Source organism: Chryseobacterium sp. ZHDP1, from assembly GCF_018603435.1.
Classification (GTDB): Bacteria; Bacteroidota; Bacteroidia; order Flavobacteriales; family Weeksellaceae; genus Chryseobacterium; species Chryseobacterium indicum.
The window spans coordinates 14,283-39,213 of sequence record NZ_CP075682.1 but is presented as its reverse complement, the minus strand read 5'-3'; the positions used below and the strand labels follow the sequence as shown (position 1 = coordinate 39,213).

Sequence of the window (24,931 nt, the reverse complement as noted above, 5' to 3'; positions counted from 1 at the left end):
GGTCTGTTTTATTTTTACTTAGATTTTTCTTGTTTTCGAAATAATAAAATCTAAATGTGTTTTTCTTTAAAGAGATGATTTCCTTCGACAAGCTCAGAATAAATTCTTGACTCAGCGCTACATCTCTAATACTAACTATTTTTCTGTTCTGTTTGTCATGCTGAAAGCATCTCAACTAAGCTTAGATTCCTACGGAATGACAAACTAAGTGGCTAGATTTTGCGTTGTCAGGCTGAGCTTGTCGAAGCCTTTCGTTGTTGTTAGTTTTTTAACCACCCCGTCAAAAATTCTTTGAATTTTTGCCACCCCTCCAAAGGAGAGGAATTTTTTGTATCACTAATAATTAATGTCTAATTATTATTTAATACTTTGTTTATCGCAATTGGGTAAATTTCATATTCTATTAAATGAACTTTTTCTGCGACGGTTTCGGGAGTATCGTCTTCTGTAATTTCGAATGATTTCTGAAGGATGGCTTCTCCTTCATCGATTCCTGAAGTTACAAAGTGTACGGTTGCTCCGCTTTCTTTTTCTTTTGCTTCGATCACGGCATTGTGAACATGATGTCCCCACATTCCTTTTCCTCCGAATTTCGGAAGCAGAGCCGGATGAATATTGATTATTTTTCCGTTCCATTTTTCACAGAACTCAGGTTTCAGGATGGATAAAAATCCTGCTAAAACGATTAAGTCTGTATTTTGAGGAATTTTTTCAGCCAATTCTTTACTGAAGTTTTTCCCTCTCGGAATCAGAATATTTTCTATGTTATGGTTTTTTGCTCTTTCCAGTCCGTAACATTCTCTGTCGGCAATCACTAACGATACTTTTGCATTGCGGATTTCTCCATTATCAATGGTATCGATGATTCTCTGAAGATTGGTTCCTGAACCTGAAACGAGTATGACAAGATTCTTCATGATTAGTCAATTTGAAAATTAGTTAATTTGAAAATGGAATACATTATCTAATTGGTAATTTTCAAGTTGATTTTTTCGCTTCCTTCTGTAATTTCTCCGATTTCGTAAGCATCGTCTAAAAGGTGCAATACTTTTTCAGCGTGTTGTGCATCTACAACAACGATCATTCCTACTCCCATGTTGAATGTTCCGAACATTTCTTCGCGGGCAACTCCTCCTCTTTTTTCCAGTTCTAACATAACTGTTGGAATCTGGATTTTTGAAGCATCAATCGATGCGCAAAGTCCGTCACCGATAATTCTCGGAATGTTTTCGTATAAACCACCGCCTGTGATATGCGCAATCCCTGAAACTTCTACTTCTTCAAGAATTTTATGAATATCTTTATAATATAGTCTTGTTGGAACCAAAAGCGTTTCGTACAAAGGTTTTCCTTCGAATTCTTCGTTAAAATCAGGGAATACTTTTCTCACCAGAGAGAATCCGTTGGAATGGAATCCTGAACTTGGCAACGCAATAATTTTGTCTCCTGTTTTGATCTTTGAACCATCAATAATCTGGTCTTTTTCAACGATTCCTACGCAGAATCCCGCAACATCGTAATCTCCCGGCTGGTACATTCCCGGCATTTCAGCAGTTTCTCCGCCAATTAATGCACAGTTATTGTCTTTACAGGCTTCTACCATTCCTAAAACGATTTCAGCGGCAATTTCGGAGTCTAATTTTCCACAAGCCAGATAATCAAGGAAAAATAATGGTTTTGCCCCGTGACAAAGAATATCGTTGGCACACATTGCGAAGCAGTCTACCCCGATAGAATCGTATTTTTTTGAGTCTAAAGCGACTTTCAGCTTTGTTCCTACTCCGTCTGTTCCGGAAACCAATACAGGATTTTTGTATCCTCTGATCTCATAGAATGCCCCAAAACTTCCCAAATGGTTCAACACATTGGAATTATGTGTTTCGCCGACCGCTTTCTTGATCTTGTCAACGGTTTTGTATCCTTCTTCTTTGTCTACTCCTGCTGATTTGTACGTGTTGCTCATAGTATTTTAATAATCTAACAATGTATCAGTTTAGCAATGTAACAATGTTTTGAATTGGTAAATTTCTGCATTACTGAATTGGTACATTTTATTTTTACTTTTTATTCAAATTCAGAAAACAAAAAAGCCGACAATCTTGGTAGATTATCGGCCGTTGTTTTATCTCAGAATTTCAGAGTCCACAATATTCCCTTTCTTGGAGAAACATTCTTTAAAAGTGGTCTGAATTTTCATCTTTTTTCCTTTTTGCAAAGATATTAATTTTATATTAATTTTCAAATCTATTTTTCAAGAATAGATTCTAAGGCAGAAATTTTCTGAATTTTCTCTTTTAATTCGCTGTCTTTCTCTTCGTTAGAAATTTTCTGAGCTGCTTTATCAAAATTGTCATTAAAGAAAGGCAGTGTGAAGGTGTCTACAATATTTCCGCCGTGAAGAGGAAAACGTTTTCCTGAAGCTTCCAAAACGCCTAAACCGCCTCTTGCTCCCGGAGCTGTTGCCATTAACAGCATTGGTTTCTCGTTCCAGACTGCTCTGTCTTTGATTCTTGATGTCCAGTCGAATACATTTTTGAATGCTGAAGAGTAAGTTCCGTTATGTTCTGCCAAAGAAACCAGTAAAACATCTGCTCCATCGATTTTTGAGGCAAAGTCTTTTGCTTCCTGCGGAACTCCGCTTTCTACTTCACGCTGGTGTTTGTAGATCGGCATTTCAAAAGCGTTCATGTCTACGATTTCTACTTCTGCGTTTGGAATTAATGATGCTGCGTAAGTAACCAGCATTTTATTGATCGATGTATCGGAATTGCTTCCTGCTATTGCTAAAACTTTCATTTATTTTTAATTGTTTGTTTAAAATAATTTTTGTTGAACCATTTCGTGGTACGTTGATTACGAATACTTTTTCCATGGGTTTCACCCACGGCTACTCATATTGAACCACTTCGTGGTTCCCTGACCGAAATCATTTCTTTACTGTTTAACTTTTAATGATATTGATTGGGTGGTGCAAAATTAAGGGTTTATTTGAGATATGAAGGTAATTCCATCGGAACTTCCATTAATAATATTTCTGTGTCTTCCACGGCTTCAATGTTGAAACTTTGAGTATCCCAGATTCCTAAACCGTCTCTTTCATTTAAAATACGGTCTCCAATTTTTGCGCTTCCTTTTAATACAAAAGCATAGACTCCGTTTCCTTTTTTATTCAGCGTGTAGTTTTTGCCATTTCCTTTGGTAAAATTAGCAAGATTGAACCATGCATCCTGATGAATCCAAACGCCGTCGTCATTTTTATCTGGAGATAAAATCTGTTGGAATCCGTTTATTTTTTCGCCTTCTTTAATGCTTTGCTGATCGTATCTTGGTTCTACTCCGACTTCTCTCGGGAATACCCAGATCTGTAAGAATTTCACCGCCTGATCTTTATTTTTGTTGTATTCGCTGTGCATTACTCCGGTTCCGGCACTCATTACCTGAATTTCTCCTTTTTTAATGACTGCTGTAGTTCCCATAGAGTCTTTATGCTCCAGATCTCCTTCCAACGGAATGGAAATAATTTCCATGTCTCTGTGAGGATGTGTTCCGAAACCCATTCCCTGCGTAACGGTATCGTCGTTCAATACTCTTAGTACTCCGAAGTGTGTTCTTTCAGGATTCTGGTAATTGGCAAAACTGAAGGTGTGGTAAGAGTTTAACCATCCATGATTGGCGTGGCCTCTTGTGTCTGCTTTATGATATACTGTTTTCATAATGTTTTTATTTTATGATACAAATGTACAGGAGATAAATGGCTAAACTGTTGATGTAAGATAAGAACGACAAAATCCGCCTTTTAAGCGGATTTATTGTTTGTTTTTGATATTACACAAGCATATTGAGAACATCAGGGTTTTCGTTGAGATACGATTCAAAATAATCCAGATTCTGCATTCTCTGTCTGAGTCCTTCGAAGTCTGATGGATCGGAAAGCTCGATTCCGACGATTGCCAAAGCTGTTTCTCTGGAGTTTTTCTTGGTGTATTCAAAATGGGTGATATCATCGTTTGTTCCCAATACATTGAGGACAAAATCTTTAAGAGCACCTGGACGCTGCGGAAATTTTACCATAAAGTAGTGCTTAAGACCATTGTAGAGCAAAGCGCGTTCTTTAATTTCCTCCATTCTGGTAATATCGTTATTGCTTCCGCTGACAATGCACACCACATTTTTTCCTCTGATCTGCGTTTTATACTGCTCGAGTGCAGAAATTGATAATGCTCCCGCCGGTTCAAGTACAATAGCATCTTTATTATATAGCTGAAGAATGGTTTCACAAATTTTTCCCTCATCTACGGAAATGCATCCGGAAAGTGTATTCCTGCAAATTTCAAATGTTAAATCTCCTACTTTTTTCACGGCTGCTCCGTCTACAAAGCTGTCAATTTCAGTAAGCTCGGTATTGATTTTGTTTTCTATGGATGTTTTCATGGAGGGCGCTCCTTTCGGTTCTACGCCTATGAGTTGGGTTTCTGCGGAAAGTTGTTTAAATACGGTGGAAATTCCCGAAGCGAGTCCTCCTCCGCCAATGGGAATAAAAACAAAGTCTGTTGCTTCTTTTTTCTGTTCTAAAATTTCAAGTGCTACTGTTGCCTGTCCTTCAATGATCTGAACGTCATCAAAAGGATGGATAAAGGCAGCGCCGGAAGTTTCTGCATAATCCAAAGCGGCTTTTTTGGATGCATCAAAGGTGTCTCCGAAGAGTTTAATGTCTACAAAATGACCGCCAAACATTTCTACCTGTTCCAGCTTTTGTTTCGGTGTGGTTACGGGCATGAAAATGGTTCCCTTAATCTGAAGCTGCCTGCATGAAAAAGCAACTCCCTGAGCATGATTTCCTGCACTTGCACAAACTATTCCTTCTGAAGTTCTGCCTTCGTTGAAAAGGGTTTTTATTTTGTGATAAGCGCCTCTTAATTTGTAGGATCTTACCGGCTGTAAGTCTTCTCTTTTAAGGTAAATATGCGCATTAAATTTTTCCGACAAACGGGTGCTGTATTGCAAAGGGGTGTAATTTACCACGTTTTCGATGCTTTTTCTTGCCTGTATGACGGATCCGAGTGTGGGAAGTGTGAGTGTTTTATTCATCTTCATTTATTTTACCGATTTTTTATGGTCTTTATTTCCTGATGCGGGAATGTCTCGCAGCCCGACCTGAGTGGAGCTCTTTTTCTTTTTCGAGAAAAGAAAAAAGCGGGAACGGAGGGCGGAAATAGCTGCCCAAAAAATTTTTATACGGTTTTTATGGATTTCATTGCCGTCATTGCCTGACGAAGTTTTCTGCCGACCATTTCTACCGGATGGTTTCTGAGGGTGTCGTTAACGTGAACCAATTGCGCATTGTCTACGGACGCGTCTTTTCCTTCGTTGAAGTTTTTTCCTGCGAGGTCTGTATCTACTTTTTTCATGAAGTCTGCCAAAAGGGGTTTACAAGCCTGATCGAAGAGATAGCAGCCATATTCTGCGGTATCGGAAATCACGCGGTTCATCTCGAATAGTTTTTTTCTGGCGATGGTATTGGCAATGAGGGGAGCTTCGTGCAGGGATTCGTAATAGGCGGATTCCGGTTTTATTCCTGCTTCCACCATGGTTTCGAAGGCGAGTTCTACGCCTGCTCTTATGAATGCGGACATGAGGAGATAGTGATCGAAGTATTCCTGTTCGGAGATTTTTACGTCTCCCGCCGGAGTTTTTTCAAAGGCTGTTTCGCCGGTTTCCGCACGCCATTTCAAAAGGTTGGCATCTCCGTTTTCCCAGTCCTGCATCATGGTTTTGGAGAATTCTCCGGAGATGATATCATCCTGATGTTTCTGGAAAAGCGGCCGCATGATGTGTTTCAATTCTTCGGAAAGTTCAAATGCTTTGATTTTTGCAGGATTGGAAAGCCGGTCTAACATTCCGCTCACACCGCCGTGTTTCAATGCTTCTGTGATTACCTCAACGCCGTACTGAACGAGCTTGGAAGCATATCCTGCATCGATTCCTTTTTCTACCATTTTGTCAAAGGAAAGAATGGAGCCAGTCTGCAAAAGTCCGCATAAAATGGTTTGTTCTCCCATTAAATCTGATTTTACTTCTGCGACAAAGGATGATTTTAATACGCCTGCTTTATGTCCGCCAGTTGCCACACAATAGGCTTTTGCTTCTGCCCATCCTTTTCCCTGAGGATCATTTTCGGGATGTACGGCAATAAGTGTGGGTACTCCAAAACCTCGAAGGTATTCTGCACGGACTTCGGAACCGGGACATTTCGGGGCAACCATGATTACGGTGAGGTCTTTACGGATCTGCATCCCTTCTTCCACGATGTTGAATCCGTGGGAATAGGACAATGTAGCGCCTTCTTTCATGAGTGGCTGTACGGTGTTGATTACGGAAGTATGCTGTTTATCCGGGGTTAAATTGATGACTAAATCTGCCGTAGGAATGAGTTCCTGATATGTTCCTACATGAAATCCGTTTTCTGTGGCATTTTTCCATGAGTCTCTTTTTTCGTCGATGGCTTCTTTTCTGAGGGCGTAGGAAACATCGAGTCCGCTGTCTCTTAAGTTAAGCCCCTGATTAAGTCCCTGAGCGCCACATCCGACGATTACTATTTTTTTTCCTTTTAAAGCTCCTACACCATCGGAAAATTCTGTACTGTCCATAAATTCTGCCTGTCCAAGCTGATGCAGTTGTTCTCTTAGTGATAAGGTATTGAAGTAATTTGCCATATTTTTGGGTAAAATGTAAAAAGTATTAGGTAAAATGTTTACTGTAACTACTTTTCAGGATTAATATTTTTATTTTAGGTTTTGTTCTGAATGTTTTTTGAAACAATAAAACATTGTATTCAAATTCAGGATTTAAATGTTTTTGACTGATCTGTTACATGGTAAAAACATTATCCCGCTTATCGAGATATTCGTTCTCTACAATATACGGAGAGGGTTCACGGTTTTCAAACTGAAGTACTTTTTGGTGGATTCCCGCACTGTTTTTAATAATGGCGATTCTGGCACCGCGAACAAATTCTATGAGACCGTATTTATTAAGTTCTTCGGTTAATCTGTCTATTTCTTCACGATGTCCGGCTGTTTCAAACACGATATAATCCTGACGGATGACTACGGTTGATGCACCATACTGCCGAAGCAGCCGCTCTACATATACTTTTTCGGTAACCACATCTGCGGGTACTTTGTAAAGTGCCTGTTCCTGCCATACAATTTCATCGTCTGTATTGTAATAGGCTTTCATTACATCAATCTGCTTTTCCAATTGTCGGCAAAGTTTTCTCACTACTTCTTCGTTCTCCTGGATAACAATGGTGAATCTGTGAATGCCTTCTACTTCTGAAGGTGAGGTATTAAGACTCTCGATATTGATTTTTCTCCGTGAGAAGATTCCCGATATTCTGCCGATTAATCCCACTGAATTTTCGGTGTATAATGTGATGGTAAATTCCTGTTTTTCCATTTTCTTTTTATTTTAGTCTGATTTCCGAAACTGAGGTTCCCTGCGCTACCATCGGAAATACATTGTTTTCTTTTCCTACCATCACTTCAAGAAGGTATGCCCCATCATGACTGAGCATTTTTTCGAGGGCGGCTTTTAAATCTTTCCTTTCGGATATTTTTTCACCTTCAATGTAATATCCTTTGGCAACTGCCACAAAATCAGGGCTTGTAATATTTACGAATGAGTAACGTCTGTCGTGGAATAATTGCTGCCATTGTCTCACCATTCCCAAAAATTCGTTATTGAGGATGAGAATTTTCACTTTTGCCCCAAACTGCATAATGGTTCCCAACTCCTGAAGTGTCATCTGAAATCCGCCATCTCCGATGATTGCCACGACTGTTTTTTCGGGGGCTCCGTACCATGCTCCGATAGCAGCCGGCAAGCCAAATCCCATTGTTCCCAGTCCTCCGGAAGTGACACTGGATTTTGAATGGTTATACCGGGCGTATCGACAAGCAACCATCTGATGCTGACCAACATCTGTTGTGATAATGGCTTCTCCGTTAGTAAGCTCGTTTAATACTCTGATAACTTCTCCCATCGTCATGGCATCTGTATTGGGATTCAGTTCATTATGTATGACTTCTTTTATTTCTTCTTTTTCCAGTTCACGGAATTTCTCTCCCCATTCTGAATGGTCGTTTTCTTCGAGAAATGCCGTCAATAAAGGGAGTGTTTTTTTACAGTCGCCCCAAACAGGAACTGTTGTTTTTACATTTTTATCAATTTCTGCGGGATCAATATCAAGATGAATTACTTTTGCCTGTTTTGCATATTTATCAAGACGTCCGGTAACGCGGTCATCAAAACGCATTCCTACAGCGATTAACACATCGCATTCATTCGTCATTACATTGGGTGCATAATTTCCATGCATTCCCAACATTCCTACGTGTAATCTGTGATGAGTAGGTAGTGCGCTCAGTCCCATTACGGTAGCTGCTGCCGGAAGACTGGCTTTCTCAATAAATGACTTAAATTCGTCTTCCGCTTTCCCCAGAATTACTCCCTGTCCGAAAAGAACGAATGGTTTTTTGGCCTGATTAATGAGCTGTGCTGCTTTTTCAATATATTCTTTTCTGATCTCGGGTTCGGGACGATAACTTCGGATGTGAGTACATTTTTTATAGCCTAAATAATCGAATAACTGAAGTTGTGCATTTTTGGTAATATCAATTAAAACAGGACCGGGACGACCTGTATTTGCAATGTAAAATGCTTTGGCAATGGCTTCAGGAATTTCTGTGGCATCGGTAACCTGATAGTTCCATTTGGTAACCGGCGTGGTAATATTGATAACATCGGTTTCCTGAAATGCATCTGTTCCCAACAAGGAAGCATAAACCTGCCCCGTAATGCAAACCAGCGGATTACTGTCGATCATGGCATCTGCAAGTCCTGTCACCAGATTGGTGGCTCCGGGACCACTTGTTGCAAAGACAACGCCCGTTTTTCCTGATACTCTTGCAAATCCCTGTGCTGCATGAACTGCGCCCTGTTCGTGACGAACGAGAATGTGTTTCAGTTTTTCGGAATAATCGTATAAAGCATCATAAATAGGCATAATTGCTCCTCCGGGATATCCGAAAACGGTGTCTACATTTTCCTGCAATAAAGCTTCTAAAACTGCTTTGGAACCGGATATCTCGATGGCCTCCGCACTTCGGGTATCTTTCTGTTCATTTATTTCAAGTGTATTCATAATGTTTCAATTTTAATTGTGATTACAGGTCGGTTACGCAGCCCTGCGATGCATCTGCCACAGATTTGGCATATTTATAAAGAACTCCGCTTTTCACTTTGTATTCAGGCTGATAAAAACCGGCTTTTCTTTTTGCAATTTCTTCATCCGACAGCAATGCATTGATGGTATTTTTTTCTGCATCGAGCTCGATGAGGTCTCCGTCCTGTATAAGACCGATCAGTCCTCCTTCAAATGCTTCCGGTGTGATGTGTCCTACAACAAAACCGTGGGTTCCTCCGGAGAATCTTCCGTCTGTTATCAGTGCTACATTTTTTCCTAAGCCAGAACCCATTAAAGCGGAAGTTGGTTTCAGCATTTCGGGCATTCCGGGAGCGCCTTTCGGACCTTCGTTTTTGATAACGACAACGTTTCCTTCTTTAATTTTTTTGTCTTCAATTCCTTTGATGAATTCTTTTTCGCCATCAAATACAATGGCTGTTCCCCTGAAATAGTTTCCTTCTTTACCTGTGATTTTGGCTACTGATCCTTTTTCGGCAAGATTTCCATATAATATTCTGATATGTCCTGTTTCTTTGATGGGATTTCTGATATCGTGAATAATATCCTGCTCTCTCTCAATAATGGAAGTTACATGTTCGAGATTTTCTGCAATGGTTTTTCCTGTTACTGTAAGGCAGTCGCCGTGCAGCAGTCCCAGATCCAAAAGGTATTTCATTACCGCCGGAACTCCTCCTACTTTATGAAGATCCTCCATCAGATATTTTCCGCTGGGTTTGAGGTCTGCCAGAAACGGTGTTTCATCACTGATCCGCTGAAAATCATCCAAAGTTAAATTGTATCCTATTGATTTTGCAATGGCAATAAAATGCAGTACAGCATTGGTGCTTCCGCCTAAAATCATAATCAGTCTCAAAGCATTTTCAAAGGCTTTTGGGGTCATGATATCGGAAGGCTTGATGTCTTTTTCCAAAAGAATCCTGATGTAATGTCCCGCAAATTGGCATTCTTCTTTTTTCTCGCGACTGAGCGCCGGATAGGAAGAGGAATACGGAAGACTCATTCCCAGAGCTTCAATAGCAGAAGCCATGGTATTTGCGGTGTACATTCCGCCACAGGCTCCTGCACTCGGACAGGAATTTTGAATGACTCCCTGAAAGTCTTCTTCTGAAATTTTTCCGGCAATTTTATTTCCCAGAGCTTCAAAAGCAGAAACGATGTTCAGATCCTGACCTTTGTAATGTCCGGGAGCAATACTTCCGCCATATACCATAATGGAAGGTCGGTTCAGTCTTGCCATAGCAATGAGGGAACCGGGCATATTTTTGTCGCATCCGGGAACGGTGATGAGCCCGTCATAATATTGTCCTGCGCATACAGCTTCTATGGAATCTGCAATAATGTCCCGGCTTACAAGGGAATAGCGCATTCCATCTGTACCGTTGGTCATCCCATCACTTATTCCTATGGTATGAAACATTAAACCCACCAAATTCTGTTCTTTTACTCCTTTTTTCACGATTTCAGCGAGGCTGTTGAGATGCATATTGCAGGTATTGCCATCATAACCCATGCTTGCAATTCCGATCTGTGCTTTGTCGAAGTCTTCTTTCTGGAAACCAATACCGTAAAACATTGCCTGAGTTGCGGGCTGAGTCGGGTCTTTTGTAAGGGTTTTGGAGTATTTGTTCAGTTCTGTATTACACATTTTGCAGGTTTGATTTCAGGTATGAATAATTTTCTTCTACGACCAAATGACGGTAAGCCTGCTGAATTTTAGCTGATAAACTGTCTTCCCAATTCATTCTGAAAGGAATATCATTCAAAGATTCCACAGCGACAATTTCTGCTGCTGTTCCACAGAAAAATGCCGCATCTGCGCCCTGCATTTCCTGCGGTGTAAATAATTTTTCTTCGTATGAAATCCCTAACTGATTACATATTTCAAAAACTGTAGCTCTGGTAATACCGGGCAAGATGTTTCCTTTTTGAGGAGTATATAGTTTTCCGTCTTTTTCATAGAATACATTTGCGCCGGAGCTCTCTGCTACATTTCCATTTTCGTCCAGAACAAGTGCTTCATCAAATCCTTTATCTTTCGCTTCCTGACTTGCCAGAATAGAATTTACGTAATGTCCACTCACTTTGGCCTCTATTTTAAAAGCTTTCGGATTAGGACGCTGAAAAGAAGAGGTCATAATTCTCAGTTTGTTTGCCAGATAACCATTATCCCAGTTCCATACTTCAATAACAAGATAGCTTTTCTGTCCTTTTGAAAGGGACATATTAGGAGAACAGATAACTAAAGGGCGGATGTAAGCGTTACTCAGATTATTAATTTCCAACAATTTATAAGTAGTCTCTATCATTTCCTCAGTAGAATAATGGAAAGGCATATGCATCGCTTCTGCTGATTTTCTCAGTCTGTCGTAATGTTCTTCTGCTTTAAAAATTTTGGTTCCATTGGCTGTTTTGTAGGATTTAATGCCTTCAAAAACCGCATATCCGTAGTGTAATGATTGACCGTACAAATCGGTCTTTGCTTCTTTTACTTTCACATATTCTCCATCAAAGAAGAGAACACTGTCGTCATTGTAATACATTCTATATTGTTTTAATTTTAATTTTTGGTGTTGTCTTTAAACAAAAAAACCATTCTCGTGATGAGAATGGTCTGTAGTATTTCAATTTCAAAAATTATCACAAGCCATTGCCCATCACCGAAAATCCGATAATGACAAAAATGACAAGAATAATAATTGAGTTACTCATTTGCTTGTATTTAACGATACAAATGTATAAACTAATTTTGATACGCAATTACTATTTCATAAAAATTCCTCCCAAAAATTATCAAAAATCTATAAAAAGCAGTGTTTTTTACGATATTCATTAAAGTAAAAATATTCCATAACCTGTTGAATTTCAAATTTTAACGTGAGATAAAAATACGATGTCTAAAATTTGTCTAGAGACTCTATATCTGGATCATATTTTTTAAAGTTTTTCTGATTTTTTACCGTCATCAATAAAAAAATCTACCGGATCCGGTAGATTTAGAGTTATATTTTAACCTGAATTCGGGATAAGAGGTGTCTAAATTTTGACTATCCTTAATTTAATGTGAATGAGCTAAAATAATATTTTTATATTTTATAATCTTTAATCCGAACTTGGGTAATTTTAGAAAATCAACCGCAGTTTTTTTTTATCAGAAATGTACCTGCTGAATTTCTTTTTCAATTTCTTTTGGAGTATCATGTTCAGATTTAACGAAAATAAGAGTGAGAACAGCTCCTAAAACCATACAGATTCCGCCCACAACGATATAATCAATTGCCATTCTGCCAAAAAATCTGCTAACAATAGGTCCCCCGAAAACTCCATTGATGATTTGAGGAATTACAATGAAGAAATTAAAAATCCCCATATAAACGCCCATTTTCTTTTGTGGAATTGAGTCAATAAGCATCGCATAAGGCATTGCCAGAATACTTGCCCATGCAAAACCTAATCCTACCATGGAAATCCATAGGTAATTTATGTCTTTTATAAAGTACATGGAAATCAGCCCAAAACCGCCACTTGCCAAAGCCAGCGCATGAGTCTGTTTTTTACCTATAAATTTAGCAATCGGTGTTAATGCAAACGCAAAGAAAATGGCGTAGAAATTATAACTTCCGAAAAGACTTCCAGTTAAATCTCCGGCTTTATTAAATTCTGCTGAATGGGTATCTTCCGGAGAAAGTCCGAAATGATGGGTTGCCAAAGCACTGGTTGTAAAAACCCACATCGTAAATAAGGCAAACCATGAGAAAAACTGAACAATTCCCAGTTTCTTCATCTGGGAGGGTGCATTGGCAAAATCTCTGAAAATATCCGACATTTTGGATTTTTCTTCTGCGATTTCCTTTCCGCCTTCAAATGAAGCAAATTCCTCCGGAGAATATTCTTTTGTAGTAATAATTGTATATAAAATTGATATTATAAGTACGGCTGCTCCGATGTAAAAAGAATAGATGACATTATCTGCAACAAACCCTTTCGGAGCTTCATTAGAAATTCCCATTTTGGTAAGCCAGTTGGGTAAATCTGAACCAATAACGGCTCCAATTCCTATCAAAATCGTCTGAACCGAAAAGCCAATCGTCGCCTGATGTTTAGGCAGCATATCTCCCACCAAAGCACGGAAGGGCTCCATTGCCACATTAATGGAAGCATCCATCATGGCCAGAAAAATAACCGCCATCAGTAAAACGTTTGCAGCCATCATTTGTGTTGCAGAAGCGGCATTGGGAAGCATTACCAATCCGATGGCGCATAAAACGGCTCCTATTAAAAAGTAAGGTTTTCTTCTTCCCAGCGGACTCCATGTATTATCTCCCATATGACCGATGATCGGCTGAACGATTAATCCTGTTATCGGCGCAACGAGCCAGAACCATGATAATTCATGAACATCAGCTCCGAAATTGGCCAAAATTCTACTGGCATTTCCGTTTTGCAGACCAAAAGCCATCTGGATTCCTAAAAATCCCATGCTCATATTGATGATCTGAGCCATGGATAAATTTGGCTTTTTTACTTTTCCAAATTTTCCTGCATCTGCTTTTCTTATCATTTCTGCCATTATTTCTTCAGTTTTTGGATTAACATCTCTTCGATTGGTGCTTTTTCAGCGACAACTTTGTCTACCACTTCATTTGGAACGGTTACAGAAAGTACATACTGTTTTACTTTCCACTGCCCGTTGATTTTTTCTACCACTCCTGAACCGCGGCAGATTTTCATCTGTGTATCCAAGAGTTCATCAAACCAAGCCAGTTTTCCATCTTTGCTGAAGTAAATATTTCTTTTCAGGGAAGTAAAATTCCATGTTTTCTTTTTATCGAAATAAGGTTTTGCCCAAACCATAAAAGCTTTTTTGTCCCAGACTTCTGTAGCATCTGTCCCGATAAAAACAGATTCATCGGCAAAATAATTAAAGTAAGTGTTGAAATCTGCTTTTGCTGCCGCAACATTAAATCCATCGAGCATGGTTTCTATTTCTGTTTTTTCTTTATCAAATTTTGACTGAGCAGAAATGGATGTAAAACTCAATACAAATAGGATGAATGTAAAGAATATTGTTGTTTTTTTCATATTTAACTTTATTTTAAACACAAGCGACACTAATTTTTTCACGAATGACACTAATGATTTTAGTGTGAATTTGTGAAAACATTTGTGCTATTCGTGTTTTAATTCAATTCAATAATCATTGATGATTTTGCAGGGATTTTAAAATTGTCCTTTACCGAAAATTCTTTGCCGGAAATAATGTCTTTCCCTTTTGAAAAACCGTTCAGGGATTCTGCGAAATGCTTCACATCGATCGTCTGTTCCGCATCATTATTATTTAAAATGACCATTACGCTTTCTTTTTCGTTGTATCTAAAATACACAAAAACATTGTTCTGTGGAACGAAATTTTTGGTTTTTCCTGTATGAATAACTCCTTTTCCTTTTCTCCAGTTCAGCAACTTCTGGGTAAAATCGTAAAATTCTTTTTGTTCAGGAGTCTGAGACGAAGGATTGAAAGCATTGATTTTATCTGATTTCCAGCCGCCCGGAAAATCTCTCCTGATGTCTGCATCGCCGCCTTTGTTTTTGTCGCCGCGCATTCCTATTTCAGAGCCGTAATACAACTGTGGAATTCCCCGAATTGTCGAGATCAAGGTCATGGCAAGTTTATAATCTGCTGGATTTCCGTTGAAAACTTCGTTGAATCTTTCGGTATCGTGATTTTCAAAAAAAACAAGAATATTATTGATGTTAGAATATAAAAAATCACTTGTAAAAACATCGTATACTTTTACCATTCCGGAATTCCAGCTGCCTTTTTCTTTTAATGCTTTCGGAAGGTTAGAATAAAGCATGAAATCCATTACAGAAGGAAGGTTTGAATTATAGCCTGCTAATTCTGCAATTTTAGAATCTTTTTGCCATACTGCGATATGTGCACTGGAATACAGCCATGCTTCTCCTACAATATTGAAGTTCGGATATTCATCTGTAATGGCTTTTGCCCATTTTGCCATTGCTTCCTTGTCGTTGTAAGGATAAGTATCTACACGAAGGCCTCCCAGTTCGGCATATTCGATCCACCAGATCGCATTCTGGGTTAAATATTTTAGAACCAAAGGATTTTTCTGATTAATGTCGGGCATCGTCGTATCAAACCATCCATCCAAAGCCAACCTTTTATCTATCTCTGAAGCATTTGTATCAAACTGAGTGGTTGTTTTATAGTTAGAACGTTTAAAACCATTTTCACCATCGCTGAACCAGTGAATCCAGTCTTTTGTGGGTAAATCTTTGATCATCCAGTGCGAAACTCCCCAATGATTGGTTACATAATCCATCACGAGCTTCATTTTTCTTTGATTTAATTTCTGAGAAAGTTCTTTATATTCTTCGTTGGTTCCGTAACGCTGATCGATTTTGTATAAATCTGTCTGTGCATATCCGTGGTAAGAATATACTTTTTCGTTGTCCTCATTAACCGGAGTGAGCCAGACTGCTGTTGCTCCAAGGTTCTGAATATAATCTAAATTGTTGATGACTCCACGCAGATCTCCTCCGTGCCTGCCGTTAGGAAGATTTCGGTTTGCTTTTTCGGTTAAATTGGGGCTGGAGTCGTTTTTTTCATCCCCGTTGGCAAAACGGTCCGGCATGATGAGATACATCACGTCTTTGGAAGAATAGGATTCTCTGTCTGCTGAATTTGGATTTCTCTGCCTCAGTTCATACGTGTAAGAACCTAAATTTTTCTTTCCGCTTTTTACATTGATGTTAAATTTCGGAACGTTAATTTCATTGGTATTAACGGTTACGAAAATATAGTTCGGATTTTCAACTTTCTGAATATCTTTGATCTGAACTCCGTCTGAAAGCTCTATTTCGTTTTTAGCAATATCTTTTCCGTATACCAGAATCTGAAGTTCGGGGTTTTTCATTCCTTTCCACCAGAATGCAGGTTCTACTTTCTGAATCTGCGAAAAAAATAAAGACGATGCGCAAAGCGTTGTTATATAAAAAAGTTTATGACGCATATTTTTTAATGTAATATGAATGATTTCAGTATTTATTTATGTTGATTAAAAACTGCTTTGTACTGTGTAATTCCCGAATTATTAAACTCAATTCTACGGTTGGGCATATTCTGAAGCTCATATTCTCCGTTGCGGGTAAATTTTACCTCTGTAAATTTATATCCTGTAAGATAAGTGACTTTTACCTGATAAACCCCTTTATCATTGATTTTTTTAAGCTCAGTATCCTGATCCCAATTCAACGGTTTGTCTTTTCCTCTGATTCCTACAGACGTAATCCCTTCAGAATCGGGAATTTCGACTGTATAAATTACAGTCTGCTTATACGCTTTCTGAACACAGCTGAACATCAAGAAACAAGAGATTATAAGAAATACTATCTTTTTCATCGGGTCAATTTTTTAGCAATTATGTAATCTAAACCAAATCTTCCGGAGCCTAAAATGATATAAAATAAGCTCACCCACATAATTCCCATTGCAGGCAGCATATTCCATACTCCCTGATTCATCTGCTGAAAAAATACAGCGACAAACATGGTAATGAAAACAAGTACTGCAAAAGGTCTTGTAAACAATCCTAACAATAAAAAAACTCCTCCTACCGCTTCACTAAAAGCTCCCATCCAAGCAAAAAATGCAGGAAACATGGCAAAAACACCACCATATTCTGCGACATCATTCGGAAACCAGAAAGCCACTTCAAAAAATTTCAAATTATTGTCTGCGGGAGACCAAGGCAAGCCGAATTTTGCAGCACCGAAGTCGCTCGTCAGTAAATATCCGCAAACTATTCGCGGAATGGCAAAAAGCAGATCCTGCCACCAAAATGGCATCTGAATGGGGGTAAAAATTCTTTTTATCATAGGAATATGTATTAAAAAACCCTACAGAAAATCTGTAAGGTTTTTGGTTAATTCACAATTATTTTACAGGCTTGATAGAGATAGCAAAACCTCCGCTTCGTACCATTTTAAAATTGATCTTAGATTTGCTTGTGATTTCTTTTTTGTAGATGTTATAGCTTTGAGGATTGTTAATATAATCCGCATCTTTTCCATCTTCATAAATCACAGCTTCATATTTTTTGCCTTTATCTAAGAAAGAAAAATCTACAGTGTAATCACGTTTGTTTTCATCGGTAATTCCGCCCACAAACCAGTTTTCAGTTCCTTTTGCTTTTCTTGCCGTAATGATGTAATCTCCCGGCTCTGCCGATAAGATTTTCGTATCGTCCCAGTCTGCTGCTACATCTTTTATAAACTGGAAGGCATCCATGTGCTTTTTGTAGTTTTCCGGTAAGTCTGCCGCCATCTGAAGAGGCATATACATTACCACATAAAGCGCTAACTGTTTTACCAAAGTTGTTTTTACAAAACGTTTGTCTCCGGGGAAATAGTAATCCAGTTTTGTCTGGAAAATTCCCGGCGTGTAATCCATCGAACCTCCCATCCATCTTGTAAACGGAAGAATGGTCTGATGATCAGGATTATTCCCTCCGAAAGCTTCATATTCTGTTCCACGAGCAGCTTCCGCAGAGATATAGTTTGGATACGTTCTGCTTTCTCCTGTAGGGCGGACAGATTCATGGGAATTCACCATAATTTTATATTCGTTGGCTTTTTCAGCAATTCTGTAGAAATGGTTGATTGTCCATTGAGAATAATGATGTTCCCCTCTTGGGATCATATCTCCTACGTACCCTGTTTTCACGGCATCATAACCGTATTTATTCATTAACTGATATGCTTTATCCGCCCATCTTTCATAGTTCGTTGCTGAACCTGAAGTTTCATGGTGCATGATTAATTTGATTCCTTTGGAATGCGCATAATCGTTTAACATTTTGATGTCGAAATCAGGATAAGGAGTGATGAAATCGAAAACAAATTCTTTTGAGTGGCCAAACCAGTCTTCCCAACCAACATTCCAGCCTTCAATCAAAAGTCCCTGAAAACCGTTTTCTGCCGCGAAATCGATATATTCTTTCACTTTTGTATTGTTGGCTCCGTGTTTTCCGTTAGGCGTAAGTTTAGAGAAATCTGTTACTCCAAGACGCACATTAGATTCCGGCTGTCCGTAAGCCCACTGAGATTTACCAATGATCATCTCCCACCATACTCCCATATATTTTGTCGGGTGAATGTAAGAAGTATCGGTATATTTTGTAGGTTCATTAAGATTGAAAAGCATTTTAGAATCCATCACCTCTTCTGCTTTCGGAGCCACAATAATTGTTCTCCAAGGGGTAACGGAAGGAGTCTGAATATATCCTTTTGCACCCTGTCTGTCTGCTGTAAGATGTGTTTTGAATTTGAAATTCTGAGCATCTACTTCAAGATGAGAAGCAGGATAGTCTAAAACAGCAGCTTCCGCAACGTTGATGTATAATGGTTCTTTTCCTTCCTGCTTTAGCATTACCGGAGACTGAACCGCGTTTCTGATCAAAGTTTGTGAAGCGTTTGCATCTGCAGCTTTCGGCCATCTTGCAGGGATTTCAGAAAGTTTTGTTTCCTGATATTGGTATTCCTGAGAGTCGTAATCTGCAACGATCCACCAAGCTTTCATGTCAGTTGGAAAATCAATTTCAGAATCTTCCTCCCTGATGACGAAGTAATTAAGGTTTTTCTGCTGCGGAAATTCATATCTGAAACCTAACCCATCATTAAACAGTCTGAATTTCACCACAATATTTCTGTCTGTTGAGGTCTGGTTAAGCGTTACCGCCAATTCATTGTAATGATTGATATAATTTTTCTTTTCCCCTAAAACCGGCTGCCAAGTTTCGTTTTTAGCGTCACGCTTTTCATCTATTTTAGTAAAACCGTTATTAAGATCAAATTTTACATCTTCCGGTTTTGCAATTTCTGAGGCAAATTTTATTGAAGTATCTTTAAATAATCTGAGTCCCAATTTGGAATCTTCGACGATCGTTTTTCCGTTATATTTAAGATTGTAATAAGGTACGCCCTGTTTCAACTGAAAGTCCATTTCGAACTTTCCATCCGGCGATTTTAAAGATTGTGCATTAACACCCGCAAACATCATAGAGAGCATCATTGCTCCTGTTGTAATTTTCTTCATATTAGATTATATAAGCTTTAAAAATAAAAAAACTGCTGCCAAAACACAACAGTTTTATATAAATGTCAGAGAATAGATTATAACTTCACAGCGGTATAAACCAGATTCACTTCATCAAACGTAATTTTATACGTTCCTGGTAAGCTAATAGGAATGTTGGCTCCACCAGCGTCTAAGGTTCCGTTATTTCCATCATCTCCAAAGTTTGTTCCCCAATCATTATTAAGTCTAAACTTAATTTCACCGACTGTTAAAACAACAGTAACTTCCCACTTTTCAGTTGTGCTATTCCAAACCAAATCAGTATCTGGGTCGTTCCAGCCATTTGGCGTAGCAGAACCAATAACAGCCCAAGAATATGGACTTAAAGTAAATTTATTTGTATTTGTATTAACAGTTAATTTTTGACTTCCCGCATTTGCTGCCTTCAGGTTACCACCTCCATCATATATTAAATCTACATTATTATTGGTACCATAACTATGATCCCAGTTTTTCATTGGTGTAATTTTAAATTCAGAGTTTGGTGATGTGAAATTAATATACCCAATATAGATTCCGTTACTCGTTGCAGATTTCAACGCTTGCGCTGTTGGCGGATTCCATCCCTGATAAGCTCCAGGAGCGTACATATAAGAAACAAGAGCATAAGGAGTTACTGAAATCTTTTGTATCTGTGAATATACGGGTGATCCTTTGCCCACTGTAGTTTTTAATCTCACATCTATACTTGAAGCGACACCCGTTGGCAATCCAAGATTTAACATTAAAGCATTAAATTCTATTACTGTATAAGATTTGGATAATACTCCACTGCTTAAACCTGCCTCTTTCACCGAAGCAAAATTAGTCCCAGTTACTGCGAACTGTAACACATTTGTAACTTCCACTGCTGGAGTATATTCTGCAGGGGTTATTGTGAAAGTAACCGCATTATTATTCGCATTTGCGCTAGTTAAAGATAGAGTATTTGTACTAGCCTTCAGATTAGGCTCAGATTTTAATGATAAAACAGCCTGATCTTCATCTTTCTCGCAAGACCAAACCATCATAATAGCAATAGTCGCGAAAAGAAATTTTATTATATTTTTCATTATTATAACTTTTAAAAATTAGTACCCAGGATTTTGAGATAAGTTGGAATTCAAATTCAAATACTTATTAGGAATTGGAAATAGAGTTTTAGTAGAAGCTATCGAAGATCCATTTTGAATACCTCCTTTCCATTGCCAAGTGTAGCCCGAAACATAATGATTTAATCTTATTAAATCCTGCCTTCTTGTGCCTTCCCAGTATAATTCTTTAGCTCTCTCGTTCAAAATAAATACTTCTTTGGCATCTGTAGTAGTAAGAGCATTAATATCAGACATTGTAATATTTGCAACACCGGCTCTTGTTCTTAAGGCGTTAATATAATTTAAAGCAGTAGCGGTGCTTCCTTTTCCGTTAACAATTGCTAGTTCTGCGTACATTAAATATGCATCACCCATTCTGAATAAAGCAAAATCCGCATCTGCAAAAGTACCGTCACTTCCATTCGTACCTCCTACTTTTTTATTAGAAAACTTAATTAATTTTACTCCTTCTTCAAATTTAGAGTAATCCGAAATCGAAGCAGGATCTGTATTTCCAGGTACTTTCATAACTCTAGCATCTGTACCAATAGACTGAATAAATTCCTGCCTAGCTCTAAAACCTGCCCAACCGGCATCAACTCCTAATGTAGCTCCTACTGCATTATTACAGCTAGCGTGTATTAAAAATGTTGTGCCTCCATAAGTTTTTGTTTTAATTCCGTCAAAAGTAATAGGAAAAATAGCTTCATCCTGTGCTCCGTTAATATTATTATCCGCTTTGAATAAATTTGCATAAGGTATAGTTGCTATTTTATAAGGTGAACCAATAACTTTTGTAATTTCTGTTAAAGCTTCAGTACTTTTATCAACTCCTGTATAAACTTTAGCATTTTGATATAATTTGGCTTTTAACATCCATGCAGCTGCTTTATCTGCTCTACCATATTCGTTTGTTTTTGGAGCTACTAAATCTGCATCTATACTATTTAATTCTTCAATAATATAATTGAATACATACTCTCTTGATTGCATTGGTGGTTTCACTCCAGAACCAATGATATTGTCTTCGGTAGCAAAAGGTACTTTTCCATAAATATCTATTGCATGATAGTAAGATAATGCTCTTAAGAATCTTGCCTCAGCACGAAAAATTTTTATTTGGGCCTTTAAATCTGCTGAAACACCTCTAGAAGATAACTTTTCATCTGTCGTTTCTCTTAAAAATTCATTTACCAAACCTACTTGAAAAAATATTCTTGCAAAAAAAGCCTCGTTAAATTTGTTATCTGCATTCCAAGTATTGAAGTTCAGATCTCTAATCCCCGGATTATCAGACTCTCCCCATGCAATAATTGCCTCATCAGTCGTTAGCTCCTGCAGTTGCCAATATCCTCTGATGTATTGTGAAAACCCCTCGTTAGGTCCTCCATCTGCTTCTGCTCCTAAATCTGAATTCCCGTTAGGAGAAGTTTGTCCTGTTACCGCTAAACCAGCATAAATTTTTGCTAAAAATTGTTTATATGACTCCGGATTCGCATAAAATTGCTCAGAAGTATATAATTCATCATCATTTACTTTAACATCCAAATCATTGAGACAAGAAGTCATTGATAAAATAAATGCACTGGCAATGGCTAAGTTTCTTAATTTTAATATATTTAATTTCATTTTTCCTACATTTAAAAGTTAGCATTAATTCCAAAAGTAAACATTCTGGCTCTAGGATATATTGAATTATCAATTCCGTTATTAAATACCTCTGGATCTAAATTTTTGTACTTTGTTATGATCAGCACATTATTTATACCTGTGTATAATCTAATCGATCCGTTATTCTTTAATAGCTTATTAAATGTGTAACCTAACGTTACATTATCCAATTTTACAAAGCTTCCATTTTTTACGTAATAGTCAGACTCTTTACGTGTTTGTGAAAAACCTGTATCACTAAAGTCGACAGGAGCATTATTAATTGTACCATCTACTGTATTATTAATATTACCCAACTGAGCCCGGTCTGCTGAAATTCTATCATAAACATAGTTTCCTATACTTGCTCTCCAAGCCATTGAGAAGTCAATATGTTTTCCAAAAGTAGCATTGGTCATAAAGCCCATTGTTACATCGGCCTGTGGCTTTTTATAAATATATTTATCTGCAGAAGTTATTACTCCATCATTATTTCTGTCCACATAAGCTCCTTCTATTGGCTTACCATTACTGTCATAAACCTGTTGATAAACATTAAATGCATAAGGAGAATATCCTGTAGCGAATGTTTGAATAAAAGCCCCTAAACCAACACCTCCTTTATCTATATTATCAAGTTCTAGTTCTTTTATCTTTATAGTATTATAGGTTAAGTTATAATTGAAGTTTAAGGTAAAATTTTCCTTTTTTACAGCTTTAATGTCCAAGCCTAAGTCAATACCTTTTGACTGTAATCTCCCAATATTTTTTGGGCCTATAATTCTTAAGTTTTCTAAAGGTCCCTCAGGAACAATAGATAATAAATCTTTAGTGTCTGCTAAATAAAAGTCTAACGTTCCTGTTATTCTATTATTTGCGAATCCAAAATCTAATCCTACATTATATTTGAAGCTCTCTTCCCATTTTAGATTTTCATTATATCCATTTGCTTTAGCAATCTGATAAAATGTATTTCCAAACTGATAAAATAAAGTTGAAGAAATATTATACGTCTTAAAATAGTCAAATCTATAATCTCCAATATCTTGTTGACCTGTTTTTCCTATACTTGCTCTTAACTTTAGATCAGATATTGCAGAATTGCCTTTTAAAAAATTTTCTTCCGAAATTTTCCAAGCTGCAGCTACACCTCCGAAATTACCCCATCTATTGTCTTTACTAAAACGGGAAGACCCATCCCTTCTATAGTTTAAAGTAATCAAATACTTACCTGCATATCCTAAATTTAATCTACCAAAAAAAGCCTGCAAATTAACATCAGGTTTAGAATCAGGATTATAGAAATTATTGGCTGGATCTAATGAATATAAGAAAACATTACCTGTTGCAAAACTTGTTTTATGATAATTTTGGTATTCATACCCCCCCATAATATCAAAATTAAATTTGCCAAAAGTCTTCGCATAATCTAACTGTACATTAGCATTTTTATTCAATAGGCTTTCTCCAGAAAACGATTCAGATCCATAATAAGCAAATGTATTTTTTACAGAATAATAGCCATTTCTGGAATATTTATTTGTGGTAACGTGACCATCGAGCTCTTTGCTATCTAAACCTGCATTTGCAATTAACCTCAATTCCGGCAAAAAATGGAATTTATATTCCATATTCACATTTCCAAAAAATCTTTTAAAATTTTGAATATCATGTTTGTTTTTTAACTGAGCCACAGGATTAGCTACTCCATTAGGATTGTATGTTCCTGTCGTAGCATTAAAATTTCCACCTTTATTCTCATAATAACCATCTCCGTAGATAGAACTACTATCATAAACAGATTGTGTCGGGTTCATAGAAAGTGCATTTCCGATAGCACCTTCATCAGCATTATTCTTAAAAGTATAAGAATAAGTACCTGTAATATTAAATTTTAAATGATCATCAAAAAAGCTTGGACTTATGGCAATATTACCTGTCGTTCTTTTAAAACCAGAAGTAATTAATAACCCTGTATTGTCTAAATGATCTACTGAAAAACGAGTTGGAACTTTACCAAATAAACTTCCTGAAACTGAAGCATTAATATCATTAGTCACAGAAGTTTTAAAAATTTCATCTTGCCAATCCGTATTAGCTGCACCTAATTGAGCAACTTTTCCAGGTACATACTGGTTAATTAAAGATCTAAATTCATCACCATTGTATACTTTAATTTTTTTAGCTAAAGTATTAACCGTTGTAAAAGCATTTAATGATACTCTTAATTTTTTACCTCCTTTTTTAGTCGTGATTAATAAAACCCCATTAGATCCTCTGGATCCATAAATAGCTGTAGATGCAGCATCTTTCAATATAGAAAAAGATTCTATATCATTTGGATTAATTGTTGATAAAGAAACACCGTCCAAAGGCAGTCCATCAACAACAAGTAAAGGCTCGTTACTGGCATTTAAGGAAGAGCCTCCCCTAACTCTAATTACAGGCTCACTCCCCGGTGTTCCGGACTGGGTAATCACAACTCCGGAAGCACGTCCGTTAATAAGTCCTTCTGCAGTTGCTACAGCACCTTTATTAAAATCAGCTGATGATAGTGCTGTAATAGATCCTGTGAGATCTGTTTTCTTTTTAGCTCCATACCCAATCAAAACAACCTCTTCTATCTTTTTTTCTTTCGTAGCAGAGTCTTTTGTTTGAGCATGAATCATTGTACTTGCTAATAAAAATGCAGGCGCAATTTTTAATACCGTTGTAAAGTTTTTCACAATAATTTCTTTTATATAGTTTCGTTCTTGTTAAATAAGCATCACTGCTTGTGTTGCA

General features: G+C 37.6%; 19 protein-coding genes. All 19 read right to left on the bottom strand.

The annotated features are described in order from the left end of the window. Positions 1-350: 350 nt before the first annotated feature. Positions 351-917, bottom strand: a complete 567-nt coding sequence (gene purN / locus KKI44_RS00160) for a phosphoribosylglycinamide formyltransferase (protein WP_214589290.1) — start codon at positions 915-917, stop codon at positions 351-353. Between the two features lie 47 nt (positions 918-964). Beyond that, positions 965-1,963 (bottom strand): phosphoribosylformylglycinamidine cyclo-ligase, encoded by a 999-nt coding sequence (gene purM / locus KKI44_RS00155; RefSeq protein WP_214589289.1) that lies wholly within the window; start codon positions 1,961-1,963, stop codon positions 965-967. Positions 1,964-2,244: 281 nt separating this feature from the next. Next, positions 2,245-2,796 (bottom strand): NADPH-dependent FMN reductase, encoded by a 552-nt coding sequence (locus KKI44_RS00150; RefSeq protein ID WP_185205880.1) that lies wholly within the window; start codon positions 2,794-2,796, stop codon positions 2,245-2,247. 188 nt (positions 2,797-2,984) lie between these two features. Then, positions 2,985-3,713: a pirin family protein gene (locus tag KKI44_RS00145; protein ID WP_214589288.1), complete on the bottom strand. Its 729-nt coding sequence runs from the start codon at positions 3,711-3,713 to the stop codon at positions 2,985-2,987. Positions 3,714-3,825: 112 nt separating this feature from the next. Next, a complete protein-coding gene (gene ilvA, locus KKI44_RS00140; RefSeq protein ID WP_410492758.1) occupies positions 3,826-5,094 on the bottom strand; it encodes a threonine ammonia-lyase IlvA in 1,269 nt (422 codons plus the stop codon). A gap of 137 nt (positions 5,095-5,231) precedes the next feature. Next, on the bottom strand, positions 5,232-6,713 hold the full coding sequence (gene ilvC, locus KKI44_RS00135; protein ID WP_214589286.1) for a ketol-acid reductoisomerase: 1,482 nt from the start codon (positions 6,711-6,713) through the stop codon (positions 5,232-5,234). A gap of 154 nt (positions 6,714-6,867) precedes the next feature. Beyond that, positions 6,868-7,458, bottom strand: coding sequence for an acetolactate synthase small subunit (gene ilvN, locus KKI44_RS00130; protein WP_214589285.1), 591 nt, complete (start codon positions 7,456-7,458; stop codon positions 6,868-6,870). Between the two features lie 7 nt (positions 7,459-7,465). Continuing rightward, on the bottom strand, positions 7,466-9,205 hold the full coding sequence (gene ilvB, locus KKI44_RS00125) for a biosynthetic-type acetolactate synthase large subunit (RefSeq protein WP_214589284.1): 1,740 nt from the start codon (positions 9,203-9,205) through the stop codon (positions 7,466-7,468). Positions 9,206-9,227: 22 nt separating this feature from the next. After that, entirely contained in the window at positions 9,228-10,913 is a 1,686-nt protein-coding gene (ilvD, locus tag KKI44_RS00120) for a dihydroxy-acid dehydratase (protein WP_214589283.1), read from the bottom strand. Further along, positions 10,906-11,808: a branched-chain amino acid transaminase gene (locus KKI44_RS00115; RefSeq protein WP_214589282.1), complete on the bottom strand. Its 903-nt coding sequence runs from the start codon at positions 11,806-11,808 to the stop codon at positions 10,906-10,908. Before KKI44_RS00115 ends, ilvD begins: the two co-directional genes overlap by 8 nt. A 608-nt stretch (positions 11,809-12,416) precedes the next feature. Then, complete coding sequence (locus tag KKI44_RS00110) at positions 12,417-13,835, bottom strand: MFS transporter (RefSeq protein ID WP_214589281.1); 1,419 nt, start codon at positions 13,833-13,835, stop codon at positions 12,417-12,419. Further along, on the bottom strand, positions 13,835-14,347 hold the full coding sequence (locus KKI44_RS00105; RefSeq protein WP_214589280.1) for a nuclear transport factor 2 family protein: 513 nt from the start codon (positions 14,345-14,347) through the stop codon (positions 13,835-13,837). The genes KKI44_RS00110 and KKI44_RS00105 overlap by 1 nt, the downstream gene beginning before the upstream one ends. A gap of 98 nt (positions 14,348-14,445) precedes the next feature. Further along, positions 14,446-16,299: a glycoside hydrolase family 13 protein gene (locus KKI44_RS00100; RefSeq protein ID WP_214589279.1), complete on the bottom strand. Its 1,854-nt coding sequence runs from the start codon at positions 16,297-16,299 to the stop codon at positions 14,446-14,448. Positions 16,300-16,331: 32 nt separating this feature from the next. Next, positions 16,332-16,688 (bottom strand): hypothetical protein, encoded by a 357-nt coding sequence (locus KKI44_RS00095; RefSeq protein WP_214589278.1) that lies wholly within the window; start codon positions 16,686-16,688, stop codon positions 16,332-16,334. Beyond that, the gene (locus KKI44_RS00090; RefSeq protein ID WP_214589277.1) at positions 16,685-17,164 is read right to left on the bottom strand and encodes a DoxX family protein; all 480 of its coding nucleotides are present in this window, start codon (positions 17,162-17,164) and stop codon (positions 16,685-16,687) included. Before KKI44_RS00090 ends, KKI44_RS00095 begins: the two co-directional genes overlap by 4 nt. A 58-nt stretch (positions 17,165-17,222) precedes the next feature. Continuing rightward, entirely contained in the window at positions 17,223-19,382 is a 2,160-nt protein-coding gene (locus KKI44_RS00085) for a glycoside hydrolase family 97 protein (RefSeq protein WP_214589276.1), read from the bottom strand. Between the two features lie 77 nt (positions 19,383-19,459). Further along, positions 19,460-20,476 carry a SusE domain-containing protein gene (locus KKI44_RS00080; protein WP_214589275.1) on the bottom strand — a complete coding sequence of 339 codons (1,017 nt, stop codon included), beginning with the start codon at positions 20,474-20,476 and terminating at the stop codon, positions 19,460-19,462. 18 nt (positions 20,477-20,494) lie between these two features. Then, positions 20,495-22,126 (bottom strand): RagB/SusD family nutrient uptake outer membrane protein, encoded by a 1,632-nt coding sequence (locus tag KKI44_RS00075; protein WP_214589274.1) that lies wholly within the window; start codon positions 22,124-22,126, stop codon positions 20,495-20,497. Between the two features lie 11 nt (positions 22,127-22,137). After that, the gene (locus tag KKI44_RS00070) at positions 22,138-24,873 is read right to left on the bottom strand and encodes a SusC/RagA family TonB-linked outer membrane protein (protein ID WP_214589273.1); all 2,736 of its coding nucleotides are present in this window, start codon (positions 24,871-24,873) and stop codon (positions 22,138-22,140) included. Positions 24,874-24,931 lie beyond the last annotated feature (58 nt).